Raw genomic sequence first — 19247 nt, forward strand, 5'->3', positions numbered from 1 at the left:
AGAATATATAAAAGTCAGATTTTTAGTTTTGTGCTGGATTTAATATGTGATTCAAAATGAGAAAAATATATACCTCCTTTATGGGAGTGATTTTAATGTTAATGACGAATTTTACAATGGCTCAGGACCACAAAACACAGGTCTTAATACTTATCCATTCGGATCATGGTGGAACGTATGAACTGGCAAAAGAAGTTGCAAAAGGTGTTGAGCGCAGTGGTAAGTCGCGCGCTGTCGTTAAACTTGTTAAGAAATCGTCCAATCCAAAGCTTAGTGGCCTTGCTGTCGCAACAGTGGAAGAACTGCCTAATTATGATGGTATCGCTTTTGGATCGCCTGTTTATTTTGGTAATATCAGTACGGCTATGAGCGAATTCCTGGCAAAAACAGTGGATCTATGGTCCAAACATGCTTTGCAAGGAATGCCTGCAACAGTGTTTATGTCTGCGGGTAGTGGTGCAGGGAAGGAGCTGGCGCTGCAATCATTCTGGAATACGCTGGCTGTACATGGGATGATTCTGGTGCCTATGGGTATTCAGGGAAGCGACAAAATAGATCAATCTATTCCACAGGGAAATACGGTCCTGGGAACAACAAGTCTTGCTTCATTAACAAATACCGAAAGACCTAGCAAGAGTGAACGCTATCTGGCCGAGCTGCAGGGAATCAGCTTTGCGAAAGTTGCCGCAAGCTTGGTAGGGATACGAGACAATGGGGAGCGCAGCGAAAACGATAAAATAACAGATTTGGACGACAAACAGTCTGTCAATCAGCGCCTGGAAGAGAAACATATTGTATTACCAAAAGTTCCCCAGCCTGCGGGTAATTATCAACCCTATGTCCGTTCTGGAAATTTGGTATTTATCAATCAGGTTGCACTTAAGGACGGTAAAATATTTAAACCTGGAAAATTAGGTGTAGAAGTAAATGAACAAGAAGTTAAAAAGGCAACTGAAATTACGATGCTGAATGTACTTTCTGTCCTTAATGATGCAGTAGACGGAGATATGAATCGAGTGAAACGCTGTGTGCAGTTAACAGGAATTTTTAATACAGAAGACCACTATAGTAAACATGCCGATCTAATGAATGTAGCATCGAATCTTGCGGTCACTATCTTTGGTGATAATGGAAAACACGCCCGTGCAACTTTTGGCGCGGCGTCATTACCCTTAAATTCGTCTGTTGAGATACAGGCAGTCTTTGAGATTGATTAAGCAGACGCTATATGTACGCATTTTTATCATTAATTAATGGGAGCAATTGCTCTTTAGAAGATAAATAAAAAATGCCAATGTGATAAACATTGGCATTACCTTTACGTCCTATAAAGTTTCAGGGACGTTATTCAACGTCACCTTTATATTTGACCGTACCATTGACATATAAATCTGATTTTTTTGCATCATATTTATAAATATCTTTTTCGTACAGGTTGTCTTTGGTTTTATCCAAAATAATGGTTGTTTTATTGTCATCTGGCAAAAACAGTTCCATTTTTGATCTATCATCATTTGCAACAGCAAATGCGCTGATGACTGCGTCACCTTCTTTGGTATCAACAGGATTCAAGCGCGTTCCAATATTGAAGACCTGGATACACCCCTGTTTAAGCTCGCTCCAGGTTTGACCAGCACCTACAAGACAGCCATGTTCATCTTTATCTCCGCCAATTGATGGTGTTTCTTCTTTGGCCTGATCTTCTGTTTTACCAGTAGACTTTGATTGTTGTGCATTGTTACATCCTGCAAATAGGATCACACTTAGTGCTAGCATCGCTATTTTTTTCATTTGAATCGGTGTGTTATATATTCTGATTCTGCTGTACAATAAATATACCATACTTGTCAAATTAAACTCTTTATCAAAAAAAGAAAGCCGCTCACAATTATTGTCATAGGGCAAGTTGATTTAGTATACCGTTTATTAATATTGTCTTGTAGTTGCTATGTGATGATCATTATAAATTAGACCCAGCGGGAACTTGAAATATAAATAGTTAGGGATAAATAGACGAAAATTATTAATTTAAAATATGGAAGGCGCAAACTCAATTAGGAACACCCTTGTTTCAGTCGTTTTAGTAGAAAGACCGATCAAGGACGTCTGGGAACATTGGATCGGGGCAGCGTTCATCAAACAATGGAACATTCCATTTGATGATTGGCATTGTCCGATTGTTATGAACGATTTTAGGGAAGGAGGGCAATTTAATTTTCGGATGGAACGTCGGGATGATCACGAAGGTTTTGATTATCGTGGTGTATATAATCGTATTATTCCATTGGAATATATCGAAAGCACAAGTGATGGCAGAAGCTGCATTGTCGAATTTCAGGCTATCGATAACAATACAATTATAAGGGAAATATTTGAACCTGACACGATAACAGCATTGGATCTTCAGCAAAATTTCACCGATTCCGTTTTGGGTAATTTTAAAAAATTTATGGAAAGCAGATAGTTTAGCACCATAATAAACAAACTAATGACATCGAACAATGAGCATATCGAACAGTAAATTTGGCTATTCTCCAGCTAATGGAATTAAGTTATATTATGAAATATATGGATCCGGAAAGCCTCTGGTGCTTATCCATGGTGGTGGATCTTCTGGCTTTTGTGATTTTGAAGAAACTGTGAAAAGATTGCAGGAACAGTATCAATTAATTGTACTGGATATGCAAAATCACGGTAGATCGGAACATAGAAAAGTACCAGCAACATTTGAGCAAGACGCAAAGGACATTGTAAAGGTCCTGGATCACCTTGCAATCGACAAAGCCTCTTTTTTTGGCTTCAGTAATGGCGCAACCACAATTTTGAAGCTCGCCTCCCTTTTTCCGGGTCGGGTAGACAAATTGATTGCGGCTTCCGGTAATACAAAAAGGGCGGGATTGTTAGATGGCTTTTTCGACAGCATGGCTACTTCAACGATCGAGGTGATGCCGCCTTACTTAAAAGAAAACTTTCTAAAATTAAATCCTGATCCCGAAGATTTTAAAAATATGTATGAAAAAGATAGCCAACGAATGATAAATTTCCAAGATTTTGAAGCTGGAATTTTAGAAGATATACGTTGCCCCGTATTTCTTATGGGAGGAGATCAAGATGTCGTTAACGGAGTGCATTTAGCCGAAATGCAAAAACAAATCCCGAATGCGCGTCTCATGATTTTACCAGCTAATCATGGGAACTACATGATGAAGGATTTTGACGGAGAAATTGATGAAGGATTAATTGATTTTACCATTTTTCAGGTTAGAAAATTCCTGGAAGCCAAATAACATCTTATTGCTTTAAGGATAAAATCACCGGATCAATGTGATTTCGTTAAGGCGTATTGTTATGCTTAATGGCGAATATTACGTTCTAAACTTCGTATGCGTTGTTTATTTTTTCCGTCAACGCGCGAAGCAACGGCCCAAATCGCTGCAGGCAACCAACCTAGAATTGTAAGTTGGAGAATTAAACAAATAATTCCACTGAATATTTTACCTCTTAAAAAAAAGGATAACCAAGGAAGGAGTACAGCGATAAGTATCATATCAATTGGTTTGTAAAGAGCCACATTCATGTTAATATAAGCTTGTTAATTTGCTTAACATGATTTGGTTGCCTATAAGCAAAAATCGTCAATATTATGAAAGAATGCAAATATCAGTGGCAAAAATTACTGGTATTTGTTTTTTATGCGCATGAATATAAAAATAACGCAGCCGTTTTTTTTACTTAAATCTTGTAAAATAAACGCAAATGTTAAGAAATCTTAAAATTTTCCATTTCCAATCTTCTTTTAGAAATCTAAACGAGGAGTGGCACCAATGTTGATGTTTCCCTGTCGAATATTTATATGCAGTTTACAATAGAATAAATGATGGAACACATGAAACAGAGCAACGACATTATTGGGATTTTGGACAATAGATACAAGGCTTATTTAGAGGATGATGGAAAATGGCTCAATGAAGGATTTAGAAATATTTTTACTGAGGGAGAAGCAAATAGAGAGAATCTAAAAACGCCTGTTTATCTTATGTTACCAGAAGAGATTAGGGATTATGTAGATCAACTTTTATCGGGTAACTTATAGTCAAGAGGGAGCTAACCGCGACGTGTTTCTATTTCCCTAATGAAATTTTTATAACTGAATTAAATTTTACCTTTAATTACTACTGTTATTCATAATTTATTAAGAATGTACTACCACCTCGACTACGAAGTGTGAGATAGATTCTACGGAATTGTAAATAATAGCGTTAACATAGCTTCATACTCAGTATATTTGAGCGTCTTTTACTGGTTGTTTAAGATAAAAAACGGAATAATTTTTGAGCAATTTACTAATGAAGCTATTTAATTCACATAAATGGATTCTTTCCTTATTATTTTTATCGACACTGTTATATTCTTGTCAATTTCAAGATTCGGATGTTTTATTCTTGGACAAATTGGACAAATCGTTTGAAGTATCGAAGTTCTATGCTCCGAAAATAAAAAAGACGGAATCTATGTTGACGTCCGATGTGAAAAACATGGATAAGCAGGAATTAAAAAAAGTTTTCGAGACCGCTATATTTAAGAAAGACACCATAGCGATCTTTGATAGCGAAGGAAGTTTGCCGACAGCATTTTACCTGGAATCTACCTCAGGTTGGGGGACAAGGAATGTAAAACCGAAGAAATATTATGGTTATCGATATACAACGGTATCCTATAATGAAGAAAAGGATACGCTGGCCATGTTGAATGGCGTTGTTTTCCCAGCGGTAACTATGGTTGAAAATAACGATGGCAAATTCGCTTATTTATATGCGAGCAAAACGTCGAAAAATAAAGCTGACTTTCAAAATCTTCAGGATTTTCTACAAAAAACCTATACTCAACTAAAAATTTCGGAGGAAGTTGGTTTTGGAGTAAAAGCCTGGGAAAGCTCGTATTTTTACTATTTCTTAACAAAAAAGGATAGAAAAGAGGAATTGATTTTCTCTTTTGGTGAACCTGAAGTTGAGCGTCCAGCTACAACAGATGTTTCCGATATTCTTTTGGAAATCTTTAGTAAAGAATATATTCAGGAAATGAGAAAAGAGCGGGTTTACTTGCGAGAATATATCCCTGTTGTTAAATAAGAAAAGATTGGTTTGAACGGCGTAAGTTAAAACTGTTTTTGAAATTTATTTATATTTACTTCCTTGTTTTAGAAAATCAAGCAAACTCATTTTATTTTTATGCTCGATAAAACCGTTTCTATCTCTGCGTATGCTGATACCAAACCGCATTATACTGTTTTGGATGGCTTACGTGGAGTTGCAGCCATTACAGTCGTATGTTTTCATATCTTCGAAGCTTTTGCAACCAGTCACTTGGATCAACGTATTAATCACGGATATTTAGCGGTTGATTTTTTCTTTATGCTTTCTGGATTTGTTGTCGGTTATGCTTATGATGACCGTTGGGAAACAATGACGACAATGGAGTTTATCAAGCGTCGGATGATACGACTTCATCCCATGGTTATTATTGGTGCAATCGTTGGTGCAGTTATGTTCTATTTTCAGGGTTGTTCGGTTTGGGATGTGTCAAAAGTGACTGTTTCAGCCCTATTTATTGCAACAGTATTAAATGCGTTGTTAATTCCTGCTCTTCCTGGGCATGAAGTAAGAGGCTTAGGCGAGATGTTTCCGTTGAACGGTCCGAGCTGGTCTTTATTTTTTGAATATATCGGTAATATCCTTTATGTTTTAATCATCCGTAAATTTTCGACAACAGTGCTTGGAGGACTTGTTGCAACTGCAGGATGCGGATTGGCGGTATTTGCGATCTGGGGACCTTTGGGAGATATCTGTGCGGGGTTTTCACTGACCACAACGGAATTTACGGCGGGGTTTCTGCGGCTCTTATTTTCCTTCACGGCGGGGCTATTTTTGTCACGCGTATTTAAGCCTTTTCGGATTAAGTGGGCATTTTGGATCTGTGGATTTGTTCTTGTTTCGCTTTTGTCCATTCCGCGTATGGGTGGTGCTGAGAACCTTTGGATGAATGGACTCTATGATACCCTATGTTGTGTACTGATCTTTCCTCTGCTCGTTGTTTTGGGGGCATCCGGAAAAGGAGGAGATTTCACAAAAGGACTGTGTAAATTCTTGGGAGACATCTCATATCCTCTATATATGGTGCACTATCCCTTTATCTATTTGTACTACGCCTGGGTCAAAAACGGAAATCTCAGCTTTGAAGAATCTTTACCCGGTGCTGCAGCGGTATTTGTCGGCAGTATTGCACTTGCTTATAGCTGTTTGAAACTATACGACATCCCTGTACGAAAATATTTGACCCAACGATTTTTAAAATCGAAGTAATTAAAATACATAAAAACCAGATTTCCGTATTGGATAAGTTAAATTCATACAAGGCATTTTCTGCATACGAGAGAGTTATTATTAGATTAAACGGATCAAAACGACTGAATAAATCATGTGAAATCAAGTTTAATCATTTTATAATCATGCTGCATTTCTGAAGTTACTAGGTGGCCTGAGTAATCCGTGTCAAAAAATAGTTCATGACAAAACCAGTTGTTATTTCCAATGAAGATCATATTTTTTTTTACGCAAACTTTGTCCGGATCAGTGAGGAAACCTGTTCCTTCAGCTTTTAAAGCCGCTTCTTTTAATGTCCACATCCGATAAAATTCTCGCAATGGATCAGCTGCAGTCCTAATTTGTAGCCATTCCGTTGTATTCATGATTTGATGCACTTCTGAGAAATTAATTGGCTTTAACTCTTCAATATCGATACCAACCTTCAATCTTTCTGCTATAGCGCAGAAAACATAATTGCCTGAGTGACTTATGTTAAAGTCGATGCGGTCATATAAATAAGGTTTTCCAAAAGGGTTATATTTCACCTCATCAAGAGATATATTTGGTATTCCGAAATGTCGCATACCCTCGATCAACAATAATTTACCTAGTAATTTTCTTGTTTTATCTTCTTCCATCTTATACCGTGATATGATATCTCGAAATTTAATGGGTAGAAATGACAGCCATTGCGTTAGAATGGCTGTCTTGTTTTCTGAGTTGAATTGGGTGTAAAATATTTTTATGCTCATTTTATAGCACACCTAAATAGTTACAGAATGCCTCTACGCTGTTGCGATTAATTTTGGTGATCTCTATAGCGCTATTTTTTATAAAGCGCTTGGTGTTGCTTATATCAAAATCAGGTGTATTCTGGTGGATCTCAATAAGCGACTTATTATCATAAGCCTTGAATTTGAATAAATTGAGGAGCGGGTACAGGGGACTGTTTTCATCAGATTCCCAGAGCGCCAACCAATCCTGATAAGGGGCTGGCTGTAAATCAAATTTAAATTCATGCCTAAGCATTTCAAAAAATTCCGTTACTGTCATGTTGTCTTTCGGTTCCGGACTTAAATGAAAAACCTCACCGATTGATGCTGGATTTTTGGAAATATGTGCAATTGCCTTACTCACAAAATCGACCATAATCAGCTCTTCCTTTTGATTGACCAGCGTTGGATATGTTTTTAACTGAATACATGTTTTGACCAAGAGGGACCACCATTGATAACTCGCTGTTGCACCTGTCTTACTATGGCAAAAAACATAGCCAAGCCGGAAAATAATGATAGGAACACCTTGTTTGATTGCTTCTTGTGCAACCTGCTCCATGACCCATTTACTCTGGATGTAGCCCATGTCGCGGCTCAGATATTTAAAAGCACTTTTTATGTCGGTATCTTCCTTCAGAAGAGGTGGTTTGGTAAAATAATGTTCCCAGCTAAAAGCGCCTACGGTCGATAGCAAGGACAACTGTTTTAATTTGTAGGTTGTCACAAATCTGATTAATTTATGTAATGCGTCAACATTTGCTGCCCGCATATAAGAATATGGTTGTATAAAATTTACGGAACTACCAGCGTGGTATACTACATCAATGATTTTGGTTAAGTGGTCATAACTGTCGGCATCCAGTCCTAAAAACGGTTTTGCGAGATCTCCACATAAATAATTGATGCGCGCTTCGTTGTAACTATCTAGTGAAATATGCTGGTCAGTCATGGTTTTTAACAGACGAATTTTGGCCTGTTTTTTATCTTCAGCACGAATTAATAAATATATGTCGGCAGTGGTTGACTTGAGCAGCTCAACTAAAATATTGATTCCAACGAAACCCGTTACACCGGTCAGCAGAATAGCATCAGGGTTTTCAAAATCTCCTTTCTCTACGGTATTAAACACAAAGAAATCAGAAGGTACTGTTGCATCTTTTTTTATCTCACTGCTCAACGGATCTTCTCCTAAACCGTATTCATGAATGTGTGGATTTGCGTCCCTTTCTTCTATTAAATCCGCTAGCTTTCTGATCGTACTGTTTAAATAGAGTTCACCTAAAGTGAGCTTATTTGGATATTCCGCATACAATTTATTATAAAGTTTGGTAAGTAAGAGCGAATGGCCCCCAAGATGGAAAAAGTCATCCTCCAGACTTGTTATTTTGGATTCAAGAACCTCGTTCCAGATTTTCTTTATTGTTTTCTCATACTGATTTAGGCTATCTTCATCCAGATCTTTTGTTTCTTTAATCCTATCTTTAGCTATTGAGGAAAGCACCTGCCAGTCAATTTTACCATTTGTTTTCAAGGGTAAGTTTTCAATGTGGTAAATCTCATTTGGTATCATATACGCTGGAAGTTTTTTGCTTAGTTCATTTCTAAGATCAGCAGTTTGGGTTGATCCTGTCACAAAAGCACGTAACAATTTCACATCTTCTGAAGACTGATGAACATGGACGGCCGCGTTTATTACCCCTTTCGTCTGACAGAGCACTTTCTCTATTTCTGACAATTCAATCCGGTAACCTCTGATCTTAACCTGATGATCAGATCTACCTACAAATTCGATCATCCCGTCTTCTAATAATTTAACTAAATCCCCTGTTTTATACATTTTCATGTAAAGGCCGGACTTTTCTTCAACAATTGAGTTTTGGATAAATTTCTCGGTGGTCAGTTCAGGATTATTCAGGTATCCGCGTGATAATTGAATTCCAGAAATGTAAAGCTCACCGACAACGTTTGCGGGAACAGGCCTTAAATATTGATCCAAGACATAGAAATGCATATTTTTGATCGGTCGACCGATGGTATTCTGTGGATGAATATCATCAAACCTAAACTGATTTACAGCTACGGTAGCTTCCGTCGGCCCATACATATTGAATAATTTCACCTGCTGTTTCCAATATTGACTGACATTCGGTGGACAGGTCTCCGCACCGGTACCAATAGTCTTTAATAACGGTAGCTTGAAGTCCTGTGGTATGGTAGAGAGTACAGATGGTGAAATGAAAGGGAGCGCAGTAATCGAATGTAGTGAAATAAACTCGGCAAGATGTGTACCAAGAAGTTTATTGTTTGGATATAAATAGACCGTTGCACCCTTTGTTAAGGGGATCCAAAGATCAATCATAGAGCCGTCGAAATTATATGCTGAAAACTGCAATGTGCTGTCTTCTTTTTCCAGCGCCAGAAGGTTGCCATATTCTGTAATAAAATTTCCTAAGGACTGATGCGCTATCATGACTCCTTTAGGAATACCAGTGGTTCCGGATGTGTGTATTACATAGACGAGATCCTCGTCATTATGGGTATTGCAATAGCTTCGGTTTATCAATTCGAAAGGGGTAGCTAACAACTGCTCAATGCTGAAAACATCGTATTGTAATTCAGTAATATTTTTCGAATAGTTTTCTGAGGCAATGACCGCCTTTGGTTTTACATCCGCAAGAATTAATCCGAGCCTTTCTAGGGGATAGCTCGTATCCAATGGGACATATGCTCCGCCGGCTTTGATGATGGCTAACAAGGAAATGATTCTTTCGATAGACTGTTCCTGGAAACATGCGACAAAGTCATTCGGTCGAACACCGAAAGCAATAAGTTGATTGGCAACATGACTCGACTTTTGGTCGAGATCATGATAAGAAATGGCTTGACCAGAAATAATAAGTGCATTTTTTGTAGGTGTTTTTTTTACCTGTTCCTCAAAGAGTGCTATTAATTTTTTTGGCTTTTCGGTGAGCTGTGTTGATCTTATTTCCAAATCAGATAATAATGATCCCAGCTTGATTTCTCCAATTTTCTGATTTGGGTCTATGGCGATTGATTCGAGGATAAATATAAATGCCGTCGCCATTTCCTCGATTGTCTTTTCTTTGAATAGAGCGTTATTATAGTCGATATTAACAATTATCCCTTTTTCTGTGGGGATAGCTTCAAACTGTAGATCAAACTTAGACTTTCCGTTAAAAACCCACTGAATGCCTTTGGGATTGACAGGTGTGATATTTTCTGTTTCTTCAGGTAGGGTCTGAAGTACAAAAACATGTTGGAATAAGGGATTATGTCCGGCGAAACGGTCCTTGATGACATGATTGACAATGGTTTCCAGCGGAACCGACTGATGCTTGAAGATTTCGGAAATCATTGTCTGATTGAGTTTTAACAGTTCTGAAAATTTGGGGTTATTCTCAATTTTCATGCGTATGGGAAGCATGTTGGCAAAATATCCTATTGTTCTGTCAAAAGGATAGAAACGGTTTGCAGTTGGGCTCCCGATACAAATATCTGATTGGCCACTGTAATATTGCATCAGGAGACCAAAAGCGGACAATAGTGTAGTGTATAAGGTCGTATTATTTTCCCGCGACAAGTTTTGTAACTTATCAATTAGATTTTCGCCCAGTTCAAAGTGGTATTGCTTTCCTTCATCTGTATCAACTGATCGCTTTTTAAAATCATGCGCAAGCTGAAGGACGGGGACTCCATCTAGGTAATTTTTCCAAAATTCGATTCCCTCCGCAAAATTTTGTCTGGATTGCCAGTGTACGTAATTTCTATATTCATAATTTGTTATCGCCTCAAAATCTTGATCATCGATGATTTTCTGATAGAGGTCATTCAGTTCCTCGAGAATAAGAGGCATTGACCATCCGTCAGTAACGATATGGTGAATCATCAAAAATAATGATACAGGCCTATTATCTTTATAAATTACAGAGGCACGAATCATGTAATCCCTTTCTAAATCGAAGGGTATTCTAACGATCTTTTTTACATCATCAGGATGATGTAACCTCTCAAGTAGCCAATTCTTTTCGGTCATTAGAGACAGCAGGTGCGTTGAATCTTTTTCGTTCATAACCGTTCTTAAAATGCTATGTTTTCTGATCAATTGTCTAAAGGCTTTTTCTAAAACCTGGAACGAGACCTTTTCATTTAAAGGATAAACTGCTCCTACATGATAAGCAACACTTCCGTGCAACTTGTCCAAGAAATGGAGACTCTGCTGCTGAATGGATAACCTATCAAAGACATCGTTGTACAAGACTAGCTCTTTTTTATTATCTTTTTTGTTGCTAATATATTCTTCTAGCCCGTAAATGGTTGGATGTAAAAAGAGGTCCGCGGCATCAAGGTGGATACCATATTTTTGACGAACTTTTGTTGTCAATCTATATGCAAAAATGGAGTTACCACCGAATTGGAAAAAATTGTCATGAATGCCAACGGATTTCGTTTTTAAAATTTCGCTCCAGGCTGAAGCGATTTGCTGCTGAAATTCGCTGATGGGAGCAACGAAAGAATTTCTCTTTTCTTCAGTCAGTTCCAGTTCTTTTAAAAGAGATTTGTCAATTTTTCCATTTGCGGTGAGCGGAAATGCATCTACCTCCAAAAATTTGGATGGAATCATGTAAGAAGGTAACCTCTCGAAGAGATAGCTCCTTAGATCGTGAGCCAACGTATTCTTGTTCGGGGAATTTTTATAATAACATATCAACTGTTTTTCCCCTAGTTCTTCTCTAATAATCACTACACTGTTTTCTGAAAGTCCGGATTGACGGATATTCTCCTCGATCTCTGTAGGTTCGACTCTAAAGCCCCTTATTTTGACCTGCTGGTCAGCCCTTCCAATAAATTCAATCGTACCGTCCGCTGATCCGCGGACGAGATCTCCCGTTTTATAGATCTTTACAGATTCTCCTTTTGAGGTAACATAATGTAAAAATCTTTCTGATGTTAGCTTGGGTTGATTATAGTATCCCCTGGAAACCTGTATACCACCAATGTATAGTTCTCCAATTTCATTGGGCTGAACGGTTTCCATCTGTTCATTTAAAATATAAAAATCAACATTAGGAAGAGGTTTCCCGATGGTATTTATAGGATGTTCATCATCAAATTTAAATCCGCAGACAACAACAGTTGTTTCTGTAGGGCCATAAATGTTAATTAGTTCAACTTTCTGTTTCCAATATGCGATGACGTTTACAATCGGAGCTTCGCCGCCCGTACAGATTTTTCTTAGGTTTCCTATAGGTCTATCTTGCGGCAGAGTTGCCAATATGGAAACTGGCAAATAAGGTAGGATAGTTATTTTATTCTTGCAGATGAATTCTAAAAGTGGTTCACCAACAATTCTGTTATCGGGATAAAGATATACTGTAATTCCCAATGAAAGGGGGACCCATAAATCCAAAACAATCCCGTCAAAATTTGAAGAGGAAATATTGAGGGCGACATCTTCTTCCTCGACCTTTAGAAAATCACCGAATGATCTAATAAAATTTTCCAGGCCGATATGTTCCGCCATGACAGCTTTTGGTTGACCCGTACTTCCGGACGTATAGGCTAGGTAGGCAATCCCTTTTTCAATGGAACGATCGATTTTTTCTGGCTCTATTTTTTCGAATTCACTTCTCTGTTGGTCAATAAAAATAATTTCTCCTTTATAAAATTTAAATTTTTCAGAAAATTCTTTTGTTGTAAAGAGCACCGGACTATTTGTTTCTTCTAAAATATGCGTAAGCCTTGTTTCGGGATATAACGGGTCGAGCGAAACATAAGCGCCACCTGATTTCCATATCGAAAGCATAACAGTCACCTTTTCAATGGATTGGTTGAGGCAAAAGCAGATGGGGACATTTGTGGATATCCGCCGGAGCTTTAAATAGTTTGCTATCTGGTTCGATTGGGCTTCTAGCTCTGAGAACGAAATTTTGTTTCCTTCGGAAATAAGAGCAGTCTTTTTTGGGTTGAGACTTGCTGAAGTTTCAAATAAAGATAAAACTGAAGATTTCTGTGTTAACATTTTGTTTACTTTTATTTATTATGGCGTTTATTTTTGTTATAACATAAAATTATAATAAAAAAATAATTAAATTCATATATTGTTGAATTTAATTATATTATTTTTTTATGGAAAGATTACTTGAACAACCACAACTGACCTTTAAAATGTATGAATTGATCAGTGGGTACTGGGTAGCCTGTTGTATACACGCCGTAGCACAACTAAGTATAGCGGATATACTACTAAAGGGCCCCAAAACACTAGCTGAACTCACTGCGGAAACACAGTCAGATGAAAAATCATTAAGTCGCCTATTAAGAGCCGTTACTAGTGTTGGAATTTTCACAGAGAGGGAAGACGGCACCTTTGAGCTGAATGATTTTGGAGCAACTTTACTTACTGATGTTCCCGGTTCGGTAAAACCTTGGGCATTGGCAAATATGGGTGAACATTATCCTGCTTTCGGCGCGTTAACATATGGTGTGAAAACAGGAAAGGTGCCATTCGAACATGCGCATGGAAAACCAGTCTGGGAATACTATAAAGATAATCCAGCACGTGGAGCCAATCTTGCAAAAGCAATGGCGGGAATGTCAGGTGCTGTCCTTAAAACTATTATTGATGTCTACGATTTTAATCCATACAAAAAATTGGTTGATATCGGTGGTGGGAATGGAGCCCTTATGTTTGCTGTATTAGACGCAACACCCAAAAGTACAGGAATTATTTTCGATGAGCAGTATGTAATTGATCAAACGGGAAAAATGATCCCAGAGCAATTAAAGAACAGATGTGCGGTCATAGGAGGTAGCTTTTTTGATGAGGTTCCACCCGGAGCAGATTTATATATGACAAAATGGGTCATCCATGACTGGAATGACGACGAAGCTGTTATTATCCTAAAAAATATCCAAAAGGCGATGCCCCTGGGTGCAAAATTATTAATCATAGACTCTGTTATTCCAGATGATTCTAGAAATCGTCCTCATGCAGGAAAACTTTTGGATATTAATATTCTAGCGATGACTACCGGACAAGAACGGACGCTGAGTGAATTTAGGACAATTATCGAAAGAGCGGGGCTCAAATTTATCAGGTTAATTAAAACAGAAACAGAAATTTCAAGCATAATTGAATGCAGGAAATAGAAACTGCTTTCGCACAGTCATCGATATATTAAAGCGGCAGAAATGCCGCTTATTCTTTAAAATTGATTTTGGCTATAGAAAATGTATTTCTTGTGTATTACATTCATAGCATTTGGGAAATCAGATCTCTGGGGAACTTGGCCAAGGTTATAAAGATTTTTTGCCATGGATTGGAAAGGACACCAGGCTTTCTCCGGTCATGGAAATAAATCAGATGGGACTCCGAATCATACACAATTTTCATTAAAAGCAGCTTTTGAGCGAAACCAACGGCAGCTTCAGTGGAAAATTGTATTTTTAGCAAATAAATTTTATACCATGACAAAACAATTAAGAGATCATATTGAACGTGTTGTACCCCTCAGCGATACTGAGTTTGAAATGATTTCTTCTTTTTTTAGCTTAAAAAGATATAAAAAACATCAATTTCTGATCCAGGAAGGGGAGCCGGTACCATGCAACTTTTTTGTGCTCAAAGGGCTGTTAAAACTCGTATATACCAATGACGCCGGCAAGGAGCATATTGTCGGTTTTGCACAGGAAGATTGGTGGGAGACTGACTTTGCAGCATATTATACAGAATCTAAAGCTACGATGTCACTCGAGTGTATCGAAGATACTGAAGTGTTGTGTCTTCGCTTGATTGATTATAAAAAAATGTGTGCTGCGGTTCCAAAATTGGAACATTTTTTCCTAGAGAAAGCTTACCAGGGTTTTATTTCTGCACAGCAACGCATCATTTCAACAATGACAGTGGGAATTAAAGAACGCTACGAACAGCTCCTGAAAAAATACCCCGCATTAGTACAACGTGTCCCAAAATCATTACTTGCAGCTTATTTGGGGGTATCTCGGGAGGCACTAAGTCGGTTACCGCAGTGATGTGACTTTTGTCACTCGATAATAGTGCGTTTTATCAAGGGTATTTGCAACCGCCATTTCACAATTTTGTTGTCTATCAAAAATTTTGTAAAAATGAATAAAAGATCAATTAATCCATGGGTATGGCAACAACAACGTAGTTACGTTCAGGCTGTCGAAGTAAAACATGTGGAAGGAACGTTGTATTGTTCAGGACAGGCGGCAATAGATGCAGATGGAACCTCCAGTGACAAAGGGATGGAATCGCAATTGAGGCAGGCTATCGCCAATCTGGAAACGGTCATCGGGACTGCGGGCTATCAATGTAATGGAATCGTGCGTCTAAACTTGTATACTACTTCTATGCAACAGCTGTGGCCGCATTTTCCAATATTACAGGAATGGGTTTCTAAACACCAAATCGAACAAGCATTAACGGCATTGGAAGTCGTGGGGTTGTTTGAGACCTTGAAGGTCGAATTGGAAGCTACTGTGGTCAAATAGCACGCAGATTTTTTTTTCTTCATGGTGGTTATTATCGCCACCATGAAGAAAAATTGTGCTTAAGGGATGATTTGGTTATTCCTCATCTCGTCAAATAAACGAAAAAACATCTGCTCGGTATCAACGTACTCATGGAATCCTAATCTTCGAGCTTTAGTACCGTCTGCGAAAAAGTCATAATCCCAGGAAAAAACAAAGTCGCCGAACGCCCAGGCCGATACTTCATTATAATTATATTTTAAGCTCTTCTGAGTTCTTATGTTTTCCCATAGCTCTGCTTTATCGGACATCATTGTTTGAAGTGGTAAGGGAATGGGGGAGTCGACTTCCATATCGAAATATTTAGCAATTTTGGGCCAGAGGTCTTCCCAACGGAATAAGTCCCCATTATTAATATTGAAGGCTTGATTGGCTGCTAGTGGTTCCGTAGCGGCCCATACAGTAGCCTTTGCTAATAAGGTAGCGTCGGTCATTTCCAATAGCTTCCCATATGCACCTGGTTTACCCGGGAAACGGAGCGGAATATTTAACGCTTTGGAGATTGTAGCATATACGGCAATCAACAATGCAAGGTTCATCGGGTTGCCCGGAGCTGTCCCGCCCACAACTGACGGACGGATGGCTGACCAGGTCCATTGTTTCCCGATTTGCCGCTGTTGAAGATACTGAAGTTGGCTACTATTGAATTCAGGCGGCATATGGCCGGCATCGGATTCCTTAGCCGGGGTTTTAAAAGGGCCGAGATGGGCACCATAAACTTTATAACCTTGCATTAGACTAACGTGCTGCAGAGATTCAGCCACTGGCTCAACTGCCGTTAACACATTGACTAACATCTTTAGATTGGGTTCGACCAATGCAGCCCAACTTTCCCGGTCTTGATAAGCCGCGTAAAAGATATGAGTGACGGTTGTTAGTGCGCTTAATTTGTTGATACAGTCTGTTAAGTCAAGTAAATCTACAGCAATATAACGAACACGGTCGTGATCGGTCCCACCACGACGAGATAGACCAATAATATCCCAGTTCCCGAGATTGCTAAGATATTCAATAAGGTTTGTGCTAATGACACCATTTGCACCTACGATCAATGCAGTATTTTGTGTTGTTTCCATATAAATTTCTTTTTAACAAACTTAGCGCTAATAAAGACTGAAGAGATGTAAAAATCGGCTATAATTTTGTAAATTTCTTGAATGAAACGCTATAGACAATTTGAGCCTATCCTTGTGTCGGAGTTTAAGTCCTCCGATTGGACACATCCAGAGCATAATCATAATCACTACGAATTTATTTTTATTGCGAATGGAATGGGAATGCATGTCATCAATGGCCATCCTGTTCCTTATCAAAGTGGTGCTGTTTTTTTTATCGGGCCAGAAGAGTATCATTATTTTGAAATCGAGCAGGAGACGCATTTTATTTATTTAAAATTTACAGATGCATATATTTACCGTAATGCAACGGATTCAGGTGAATTAACCCGTCATTTAGAGTATTTAAGAAAAAGCAGAGAAACCCACCAGCATGGATTTTCCTTACTATCTGCTGATCTACTAACGGTTCGTCTGCTGTTTCAGGTAATTGCGTCACTAAAATACGATACTTTTGCGAACCAAGATCTAATATGGTATCAGTTGCTTAGCATTTCTACGGTTCTGATGAGAAATATGCCCGAATTACAAGCAAATGCTGGTAGAAGCCGCGATCTGCAAGCTATATTTTGTTATATTCACAAAAATATATACACCCCAGATTTATTGCGGTCTCAGGTAATGGCTCCTCATTTCAATATTACTCCTGATTATTTAGGCACCTACTTCAAACGTAAAGCCGGTATAACCATAAGAAGCTATATCCAACGTTATCGCGACACGCTTATTCGGCAGCGTATTTCCGCTGGACGAATGATTTTAAAAGAAATAGCCGATGAGTTTGGATTGACAGATGTTAGTCATCTCAGCAAGATTTTACAGAAAGGTACTGGATAGTGAAGGGCAAGGAACTAAAATGCTAAAAATTATGTTTTATTTTGGCCGAAGGTTGACGTTAATTAGCATGTAGGAGATAAATGTACAGTATCGACAATGAATTTTCGGCTTGGGAGACTGGATTGGTTAGGTCTACATCTCAAAAATATTTATCGGATTTTAAACAATTATTGAAATGAAATTACCTTTTCAACCCTATGATCCAAAATGGAAAACACAATTCAAGTCAATTAAACTAGCGTTACAATCCGCGCTTAAGCCACTTGATCCACAAATTGACCATATTGGTAGTACTTCTGTGGAAGGACTTTCGGCAAAGCCGATCATTGATATTCAGCTAGGGGTGGCGAACGAGGCCGATTTAGATCGCTTACCCAGCCTCTTAAAATTGCCAAATGTTGTTTATTATGAAAAATATAATCAAGATTGGCCGGAACGTCGTTTTTTTATATTGCTTAATAAACCCACATATAAAATTGCAGTTCCGGATATTGTAAAGATAGGGGAAGAGGTGCCGGCGATTTTGCATGATCACAATCTCCGAGTCGCTCATTTACATGTTTTTGTAAAAGGAACGCCCGATTGGATAAGACATATTGCGTTTCGTGATTATCTAATAGCGCATCCAACGGTCAAAGAAAGCTATCAGACACTTAAACAAAAGTTAATCGAACGCGAATGGGTTGATGGAAATGATTACAACGAAGCGAAAGATCGATTTTTGAAAGTACATGAAAAAACCGCATTGAAATGGTATAAGGGGAGGGATAGAAGTGAAAAATTGGATGTTTAAATCTTAAAAAGAATTGTTACCTTTTGATTGGAAAGAAAATCTGAATAAAAATTGGTGATTTTGCGGTACAGTTAATAAATTCAGACAAAAAGATCAGTAAACGCAATGGAGAAAATAACAGCAGCATATAGGAAGATTAATTTAGCGGATTGGAAGCGAAAGGAACACTTTTCTGTGTATCGTAGTCAGATGAAATGCAGCTTTAGCCTGACAACAAAAATTAATATCGCCAAAGTGCTTCCTTTCATAAAGGAAAATGGCTATAAATTTTATCCTGTCATGATTTATCTCATCACACGTGCGGTAAACAAGCATGAAGCGTTTAAAATGGCAATGAAGGAGGGCGAACTCATTGTTTGGGATTGTGTAAACCCCATATATACCGTATTGCATTCGGAAACAGAAACTTTTTCTGCGCTAACGGCTTTATATGAAGAGGATTTTAAGAAATTTATGGCTAACTATAACGGTGTTGAGGAAAGGTATGCTGACAATTTGCATTTTTTTCCGGAACAACCGCCGGAGAATCATTTTAATATTTCAGCACTTCCGTGGATAAATTTTGATAGTTTTAACCTCCATATTGCTGACTTTACAGATTATTTTGCTCCTTCTTTTACCATCGGGAAATATCAAAAACAGGCCGATGAAATCTTGATGCCTATCGCTATCCAAGTACATCATGCCGTCTGTGATGGAATTCATGTGGCACAATTGATCGCTACATTGGAAGAGTACTGTAAAAACATTGAAACCATCATTAAATATCAAGTATGAACAGGGGGGCGGG

17 protein-coding genes are annotated in these 19247 nt (G+C 38.2%); 12 read left to right on the forward strand and 5 right to left on the reverse strand.

Translation table 11 applies throughout. From position 1 onward, the window contains the following. Positions 1–56 precede the first annotated feature (56 nt). A complete protein-coding gene (locus B4A24_RS11745; protein WP_293945145.1) occupies positions 57–1217 on the forward strand; it encodes an Atu1372/SO_1960 family protein in 1161 nt (386 codons plus the stop codon). Between the two features lie 127 nt (positions 1218–1344). Here the strand turns inward: B4A24_RS11745 and B4A24_RS11750 are convergent, their stop codons facing one another. Beyond that, positions 1345–1791: a hypothetical protein gene (locus B4A24_RS11750; RefSeq protein WP_293945147.1), complete on the reverse strand. Its 447-nt coding sequence runs from the start codon at positions 1789–1791 to the stop codon at positions 1345–1347. A 244-nt stretch (positions 1792–2035) separates the two neighbouring features. On the opposite strand from B4A24_RS11750, the gene B4A24_RS11755 reads away from it, so the two are divergent. Both B4A24_RS11755 and B4A24_RS11760 read left to right on the forward strand, forming a co-directional pair. Continuing rightward, positions 2036–2464 (forward strand): SRPBCC domain-containing protein, encoded by a 429-nt coding sequence (locus B4A24_RS11755; RefSeq protein ID WP_293945149.1) that lies wholly within the window; start codon positions 2036–2038, stop codon positions 2462–2464. 37 nt (positions 2465–2501) lie between these two features. Continuing rightward, the gene (locus B4A24_RS11760; protein WP_293945151.1) at positions 2502–3287 is read left to right on the forward strand and encodes an alpha/beta fold hydrolase; all 786 of its coding nucleotides are present in this window, start codon (positions 2502–2504) and stop codon (positions 3285–3287) included. Between the two features lie 65 nt (positions 3288–3352). On the opposite strand, the gene B4A24_RS11765 is transcribed toward B4A24_RS11760, so the two are convergent. Next, positions 3353–3577, reverse strand: a complete 225-nt coding sequence (locus B4A24_RS11765; protein WP_349681732.1) for a YqaE/Pmp3 family membrane protein — start codon at positions 3575–3577, stop codon at positions 3353–3355. Between the two features lie 309 nt (positions 3578–3886). On the opposite strand from B4A24_RS11765, the gene B4A24_RS11770 reads away from it, so the two are divergent. From B4A24_RS11770 to B4A24_RS11780, 3 genes are all read left to right on the forward strand, one after another. After that, positions 3887–4093: a hypothetical protein gene (locus B4A24_RS11770; protein ID WP_293945155.1), complete on the forward strand. Its 207-nt coding sequence runs from the start codon at positions 3887–3889 to the stop codon at positions 4091–4093. Positions 4094–4346: 253 nt separating this feature from the next. After that, the gene (locus B4A24_RS11775; RefSeq protein WP_293945156.1) at positions 4347–5129 is read left to right on the forward strand and encodes a hypothetical protein; all 783 of its coding nucleotides are present in this window, start codon (positions 4347–4349) and stop codon (positions 5127–5129) included. A gap of 99 nt (positions 5130–5228) precedes the next feature. Next, positions 5229–6359, forward strand: coding sequence for an acyltransferase family protein (locus B4A24_RS11780; protein WP_293945158.1), 1131 nt, complete (start codon positions 5229–5231; stop codon positions 6357–6359). Between the two features lie 113 nt (positions 6360–6472). Here B4A24_RS11780 and B4A24_RS11785 read toward each other — a convergent pair whose 3' ends face one another. Both B4A24_RS11785 and B4A24_RS11790 read right to left on the reverse strand, forming a co-directional pair. Further along, positions 6473–7114 carry a 4'-phosphopantetheinyl transferase family protein gene (locus tag B4A24_RS11785; protein WP_409456476.1) on the reverse strand — a complete coding sequence of 214 codons (642 nt, stop codon included), beginning with the start codon at positions 7112–7114 and terminating at the stop codon, positions 6473–6475. A gap of 1 nt (position 7115) precedes the next feature. Then, on the reverse strand, positions 7116–13178 hold the full coding sequence (locus B4A24_RS11790) for a non-ribosomal peptide synthetase (RefSeq protein WP_293945161.1): 6063 nt from the start codon (positions 13176–13178) through the stop codon (positions 7116–7118). A gap of 107 nt (positions 13179–13285) precedes the next feature. Between B4A24_RS11790 and B4A24_RS11795 the strand changes: the two genes are divergently transcribed. From B4A24_RS11795 to B4A24_RS11805, 3 genes are all read left to right on the forward strand, one after another. Then, entirely contained in the window at positions 13286–14308 is a 1023-nt protein-coding gene (locus B4A24_RS11795; RefSeq protein WP_293945163.1) for a methyltransferase, read from the forward strand. A 165-nt stretch (positions 14309–14473) separates the two neighbouring features. Continuing rightward, complete coding sequence (locus tag B4A24_RS11800) at positions 14474–15190, forward strand: Crp/Fnr family transcriptional regulator (RefSeq protein WP_293945164.1); 717 nt, start codon at positions 14474–14476, stop codon at positions 15188–15190. A gap of 93 nt (positions 15191–15283) precedes the next feature. After that, positions 15284–15673 carry a RidA family protein gene (locus B4A24_RS11805; protein ID WP_293945166.1) on the forward strand — a complete coding sequence of 130 codons (390 nt, stop codon included), beginning with the start codon at positions 15284–15286 and terminating at the stop codon, positions 15671–15673. A gap of 59 nt (positions 15674–15732) precedes the next feature. Here B4A24_RS11805 and B4A24_RS11810 read toward each other — a convergent pair whose 3' ends face one another. Continuing rightward, positions 15733–16788 carry an SDR family oxidoreductase gene (locus B4A24_RS11810; RefSeq protein ID WP_293945168.1) on the reverse strand — a complete coding sequence of 352 codons (1056 nt, stop codon included), beginning with the start codon at positions 16786–16788 and terminating at the stop codon, positions 15733–15735. Positions 16789–16869: 81 nt separating this feature from the next. Here B4A24_RS11810 and B4A24_RS11815 point away from each other — a divergent pair, with 81 nt between their 5' ends. The 3 genes from B4A24_RS11815 (at position 16870) to catA (ending at position 19234) form a co-directional block, all read left to right on the forward strand. Then, positions 16870–17664: an AraC family transcriptional regulator gene (locus B4A24_RS11815; RefSeq protein ID WP_293945170.1), complete on the forward strand. Its 795-nt coding sequence runs from the start codon at positions 16870–16872 to the stop codon at positions 17662–17664. 175 nt (positions 17665–17839) lie between these two features. Further along, complete coding sequence (locus tag B4A24_RS11820) at positions 17840–18457, forward strand: GrpB family protein (protein WP_293945172.1); 618 nt, start codon at positions 17840–17842, stop codon at positions 18455–18457. A gap of 105 nt (positions 18458–18562) precedes the next feature. Then, entirely contained in the window at positions 18563–19234 is a 672-nt protein-coding gene (catA, locus tag B4A24_RS11825) for a type A chloramphenicol O-acetyltransferase (protein ID WP_293945174.1), read from the forward strand. The last annotated feature ends 13 nt before the right edge of the window (positions 19235–19247 follow it).

It is taken from the genome of Sphingobacterium sp. UBA7249, assembly GCF_002472835.1.
Classification (GTDB): domain Bacteria; phylum Bacteroidota; class Bacteroidia; order Sphingobacteriales; family Sphingobacteriaceae; genus Sphingobacterium; species Sphingobacterium prati.

What these genes read in the sequence shown, in the direction of transcription:
- B4A24_RS11775 (WP_293945156.1), top strand. Translation starts at nt 4,347, where the DNA reads ATGAAGCTATTTAATTCACATAAATGGATTCTTTCCTTATTATTTTTA.
- B4A24_RS11760 (WP_293945151.1), top strand. Translation starts at nt 2,502, where the DNA reads ATGAGCATATCGAACAGTAAATTTGGCTATTCTCCAGCTAATGGAATT.
- B4A24_RS11820 (WP_293945172.1), top strand. Translation starts at nt 17,840, where the DNA reads ATGAAATTACCTTTTCAACCCTATGATCCAAAATGGAAAACACAATTC.
- B4A24_RS11800 (WP_293945164.1), top strand. Translation starts at nt 14,474, where the DNA reads ATGGATTGGAAAGGACACCAGGCTTTCTCCGGTCATGGAAATAAATCA.
- B4A24_RS11795 (WP_293945163.1), top strand. Translation starts at nt 13,286, where the DNA reads ATGGAAAGATTACTTGAACAACCACAACTGACCTTTAAAATGTATGAA.
- B4A24_RS11805 (WP_293945166.1), top strand. Translation starts at nt 15,284, where the DNA reads ATGAATAAAAGATCAATTAATCCATGGGTATGGCAACAACAACGTAGT.
- catA (WP_293945174.1), top strand. Translation starts at nt 18,563, where the DNA reads ATGGAGAAAATAACAGCAGCATATAGGAAGATTAATTTAGCGGATTGG.
- B4A24_RS11790 (WP_293945161.1), bottom strand. Translation starts at nt 13,178, where the DNA reads ATGTTAACACAGAAATCTTCAGTTTTATCTTTATTTGAAACTTCAGCA.
- B4A24_RS11750 (WP_293945147.1), bottom strand. Translation starts at nt 1,791, where the DNA reads ATGAAAAAAATAGCGATGCTAGCACTAAGTGTGATCCTATTTGCAGGA.
- B4A24_RS11815 (WP_293945170.1), top strand. Translation starts at nt 16,870, where the DNA reads ATGAAACGCTATAGACAATTTGAGCCTATCCTTGTGTCGGAGTTTAAG.
- B4A24_RS11780 (WP_293945158.1), top strand. Translation starts at nt 5,229, where the DNA reads ATGCTCGATAAAACCGTTTCTATCTCTGCGTATGCTGATACCAAACCG.
- B4A24_RS11755 (WP_293945149.1), top strand. Translation starts at nt 2,036, where the DNA reads ATGGAAGGCGCAAACTCAATTAGGAACACCCTTGTTTCAGTCGTTTTA.
- B4A24_RS11765 (WP_349681732.1), bottom strand. Translation starts at nt 3,577, where the DNA reads ATGAATGTGGCTCTTTACAAACCAATTGATATGATACTTATCGCTGTA.
- B4A24_RS11770 (WP_293945155.1), top strand. Translation starts at nt 3,887, where the DNA reads ATGAAACAGAGCAACGACATTATTGGGATTTTGGACAATAGATACAAG.
- B4A24_RS11785 (WP_409456476.1), bottom strand. Translation starts at nt 7,114, where the DNA reads ATGAGCATAAAAATATTTTACACCCAATTCAACTCAGAAAACAAGACA.
- B4A24_RS11745 (WP_293945145.1), top strand. Translation starts at nt 57, where the DNA reads ATGAGAAAAATATATACCTCCTTTATGGGAGTGATTTTAATGTTAATG.
- B4A24_RS11810 (WP_293945168.1), bottom strand. Translation starts at nt 16,788, where the DNA reads ATGGAAACAACACAAAATACTGCATTGATCGTAGGTGCAAATGGTGTC.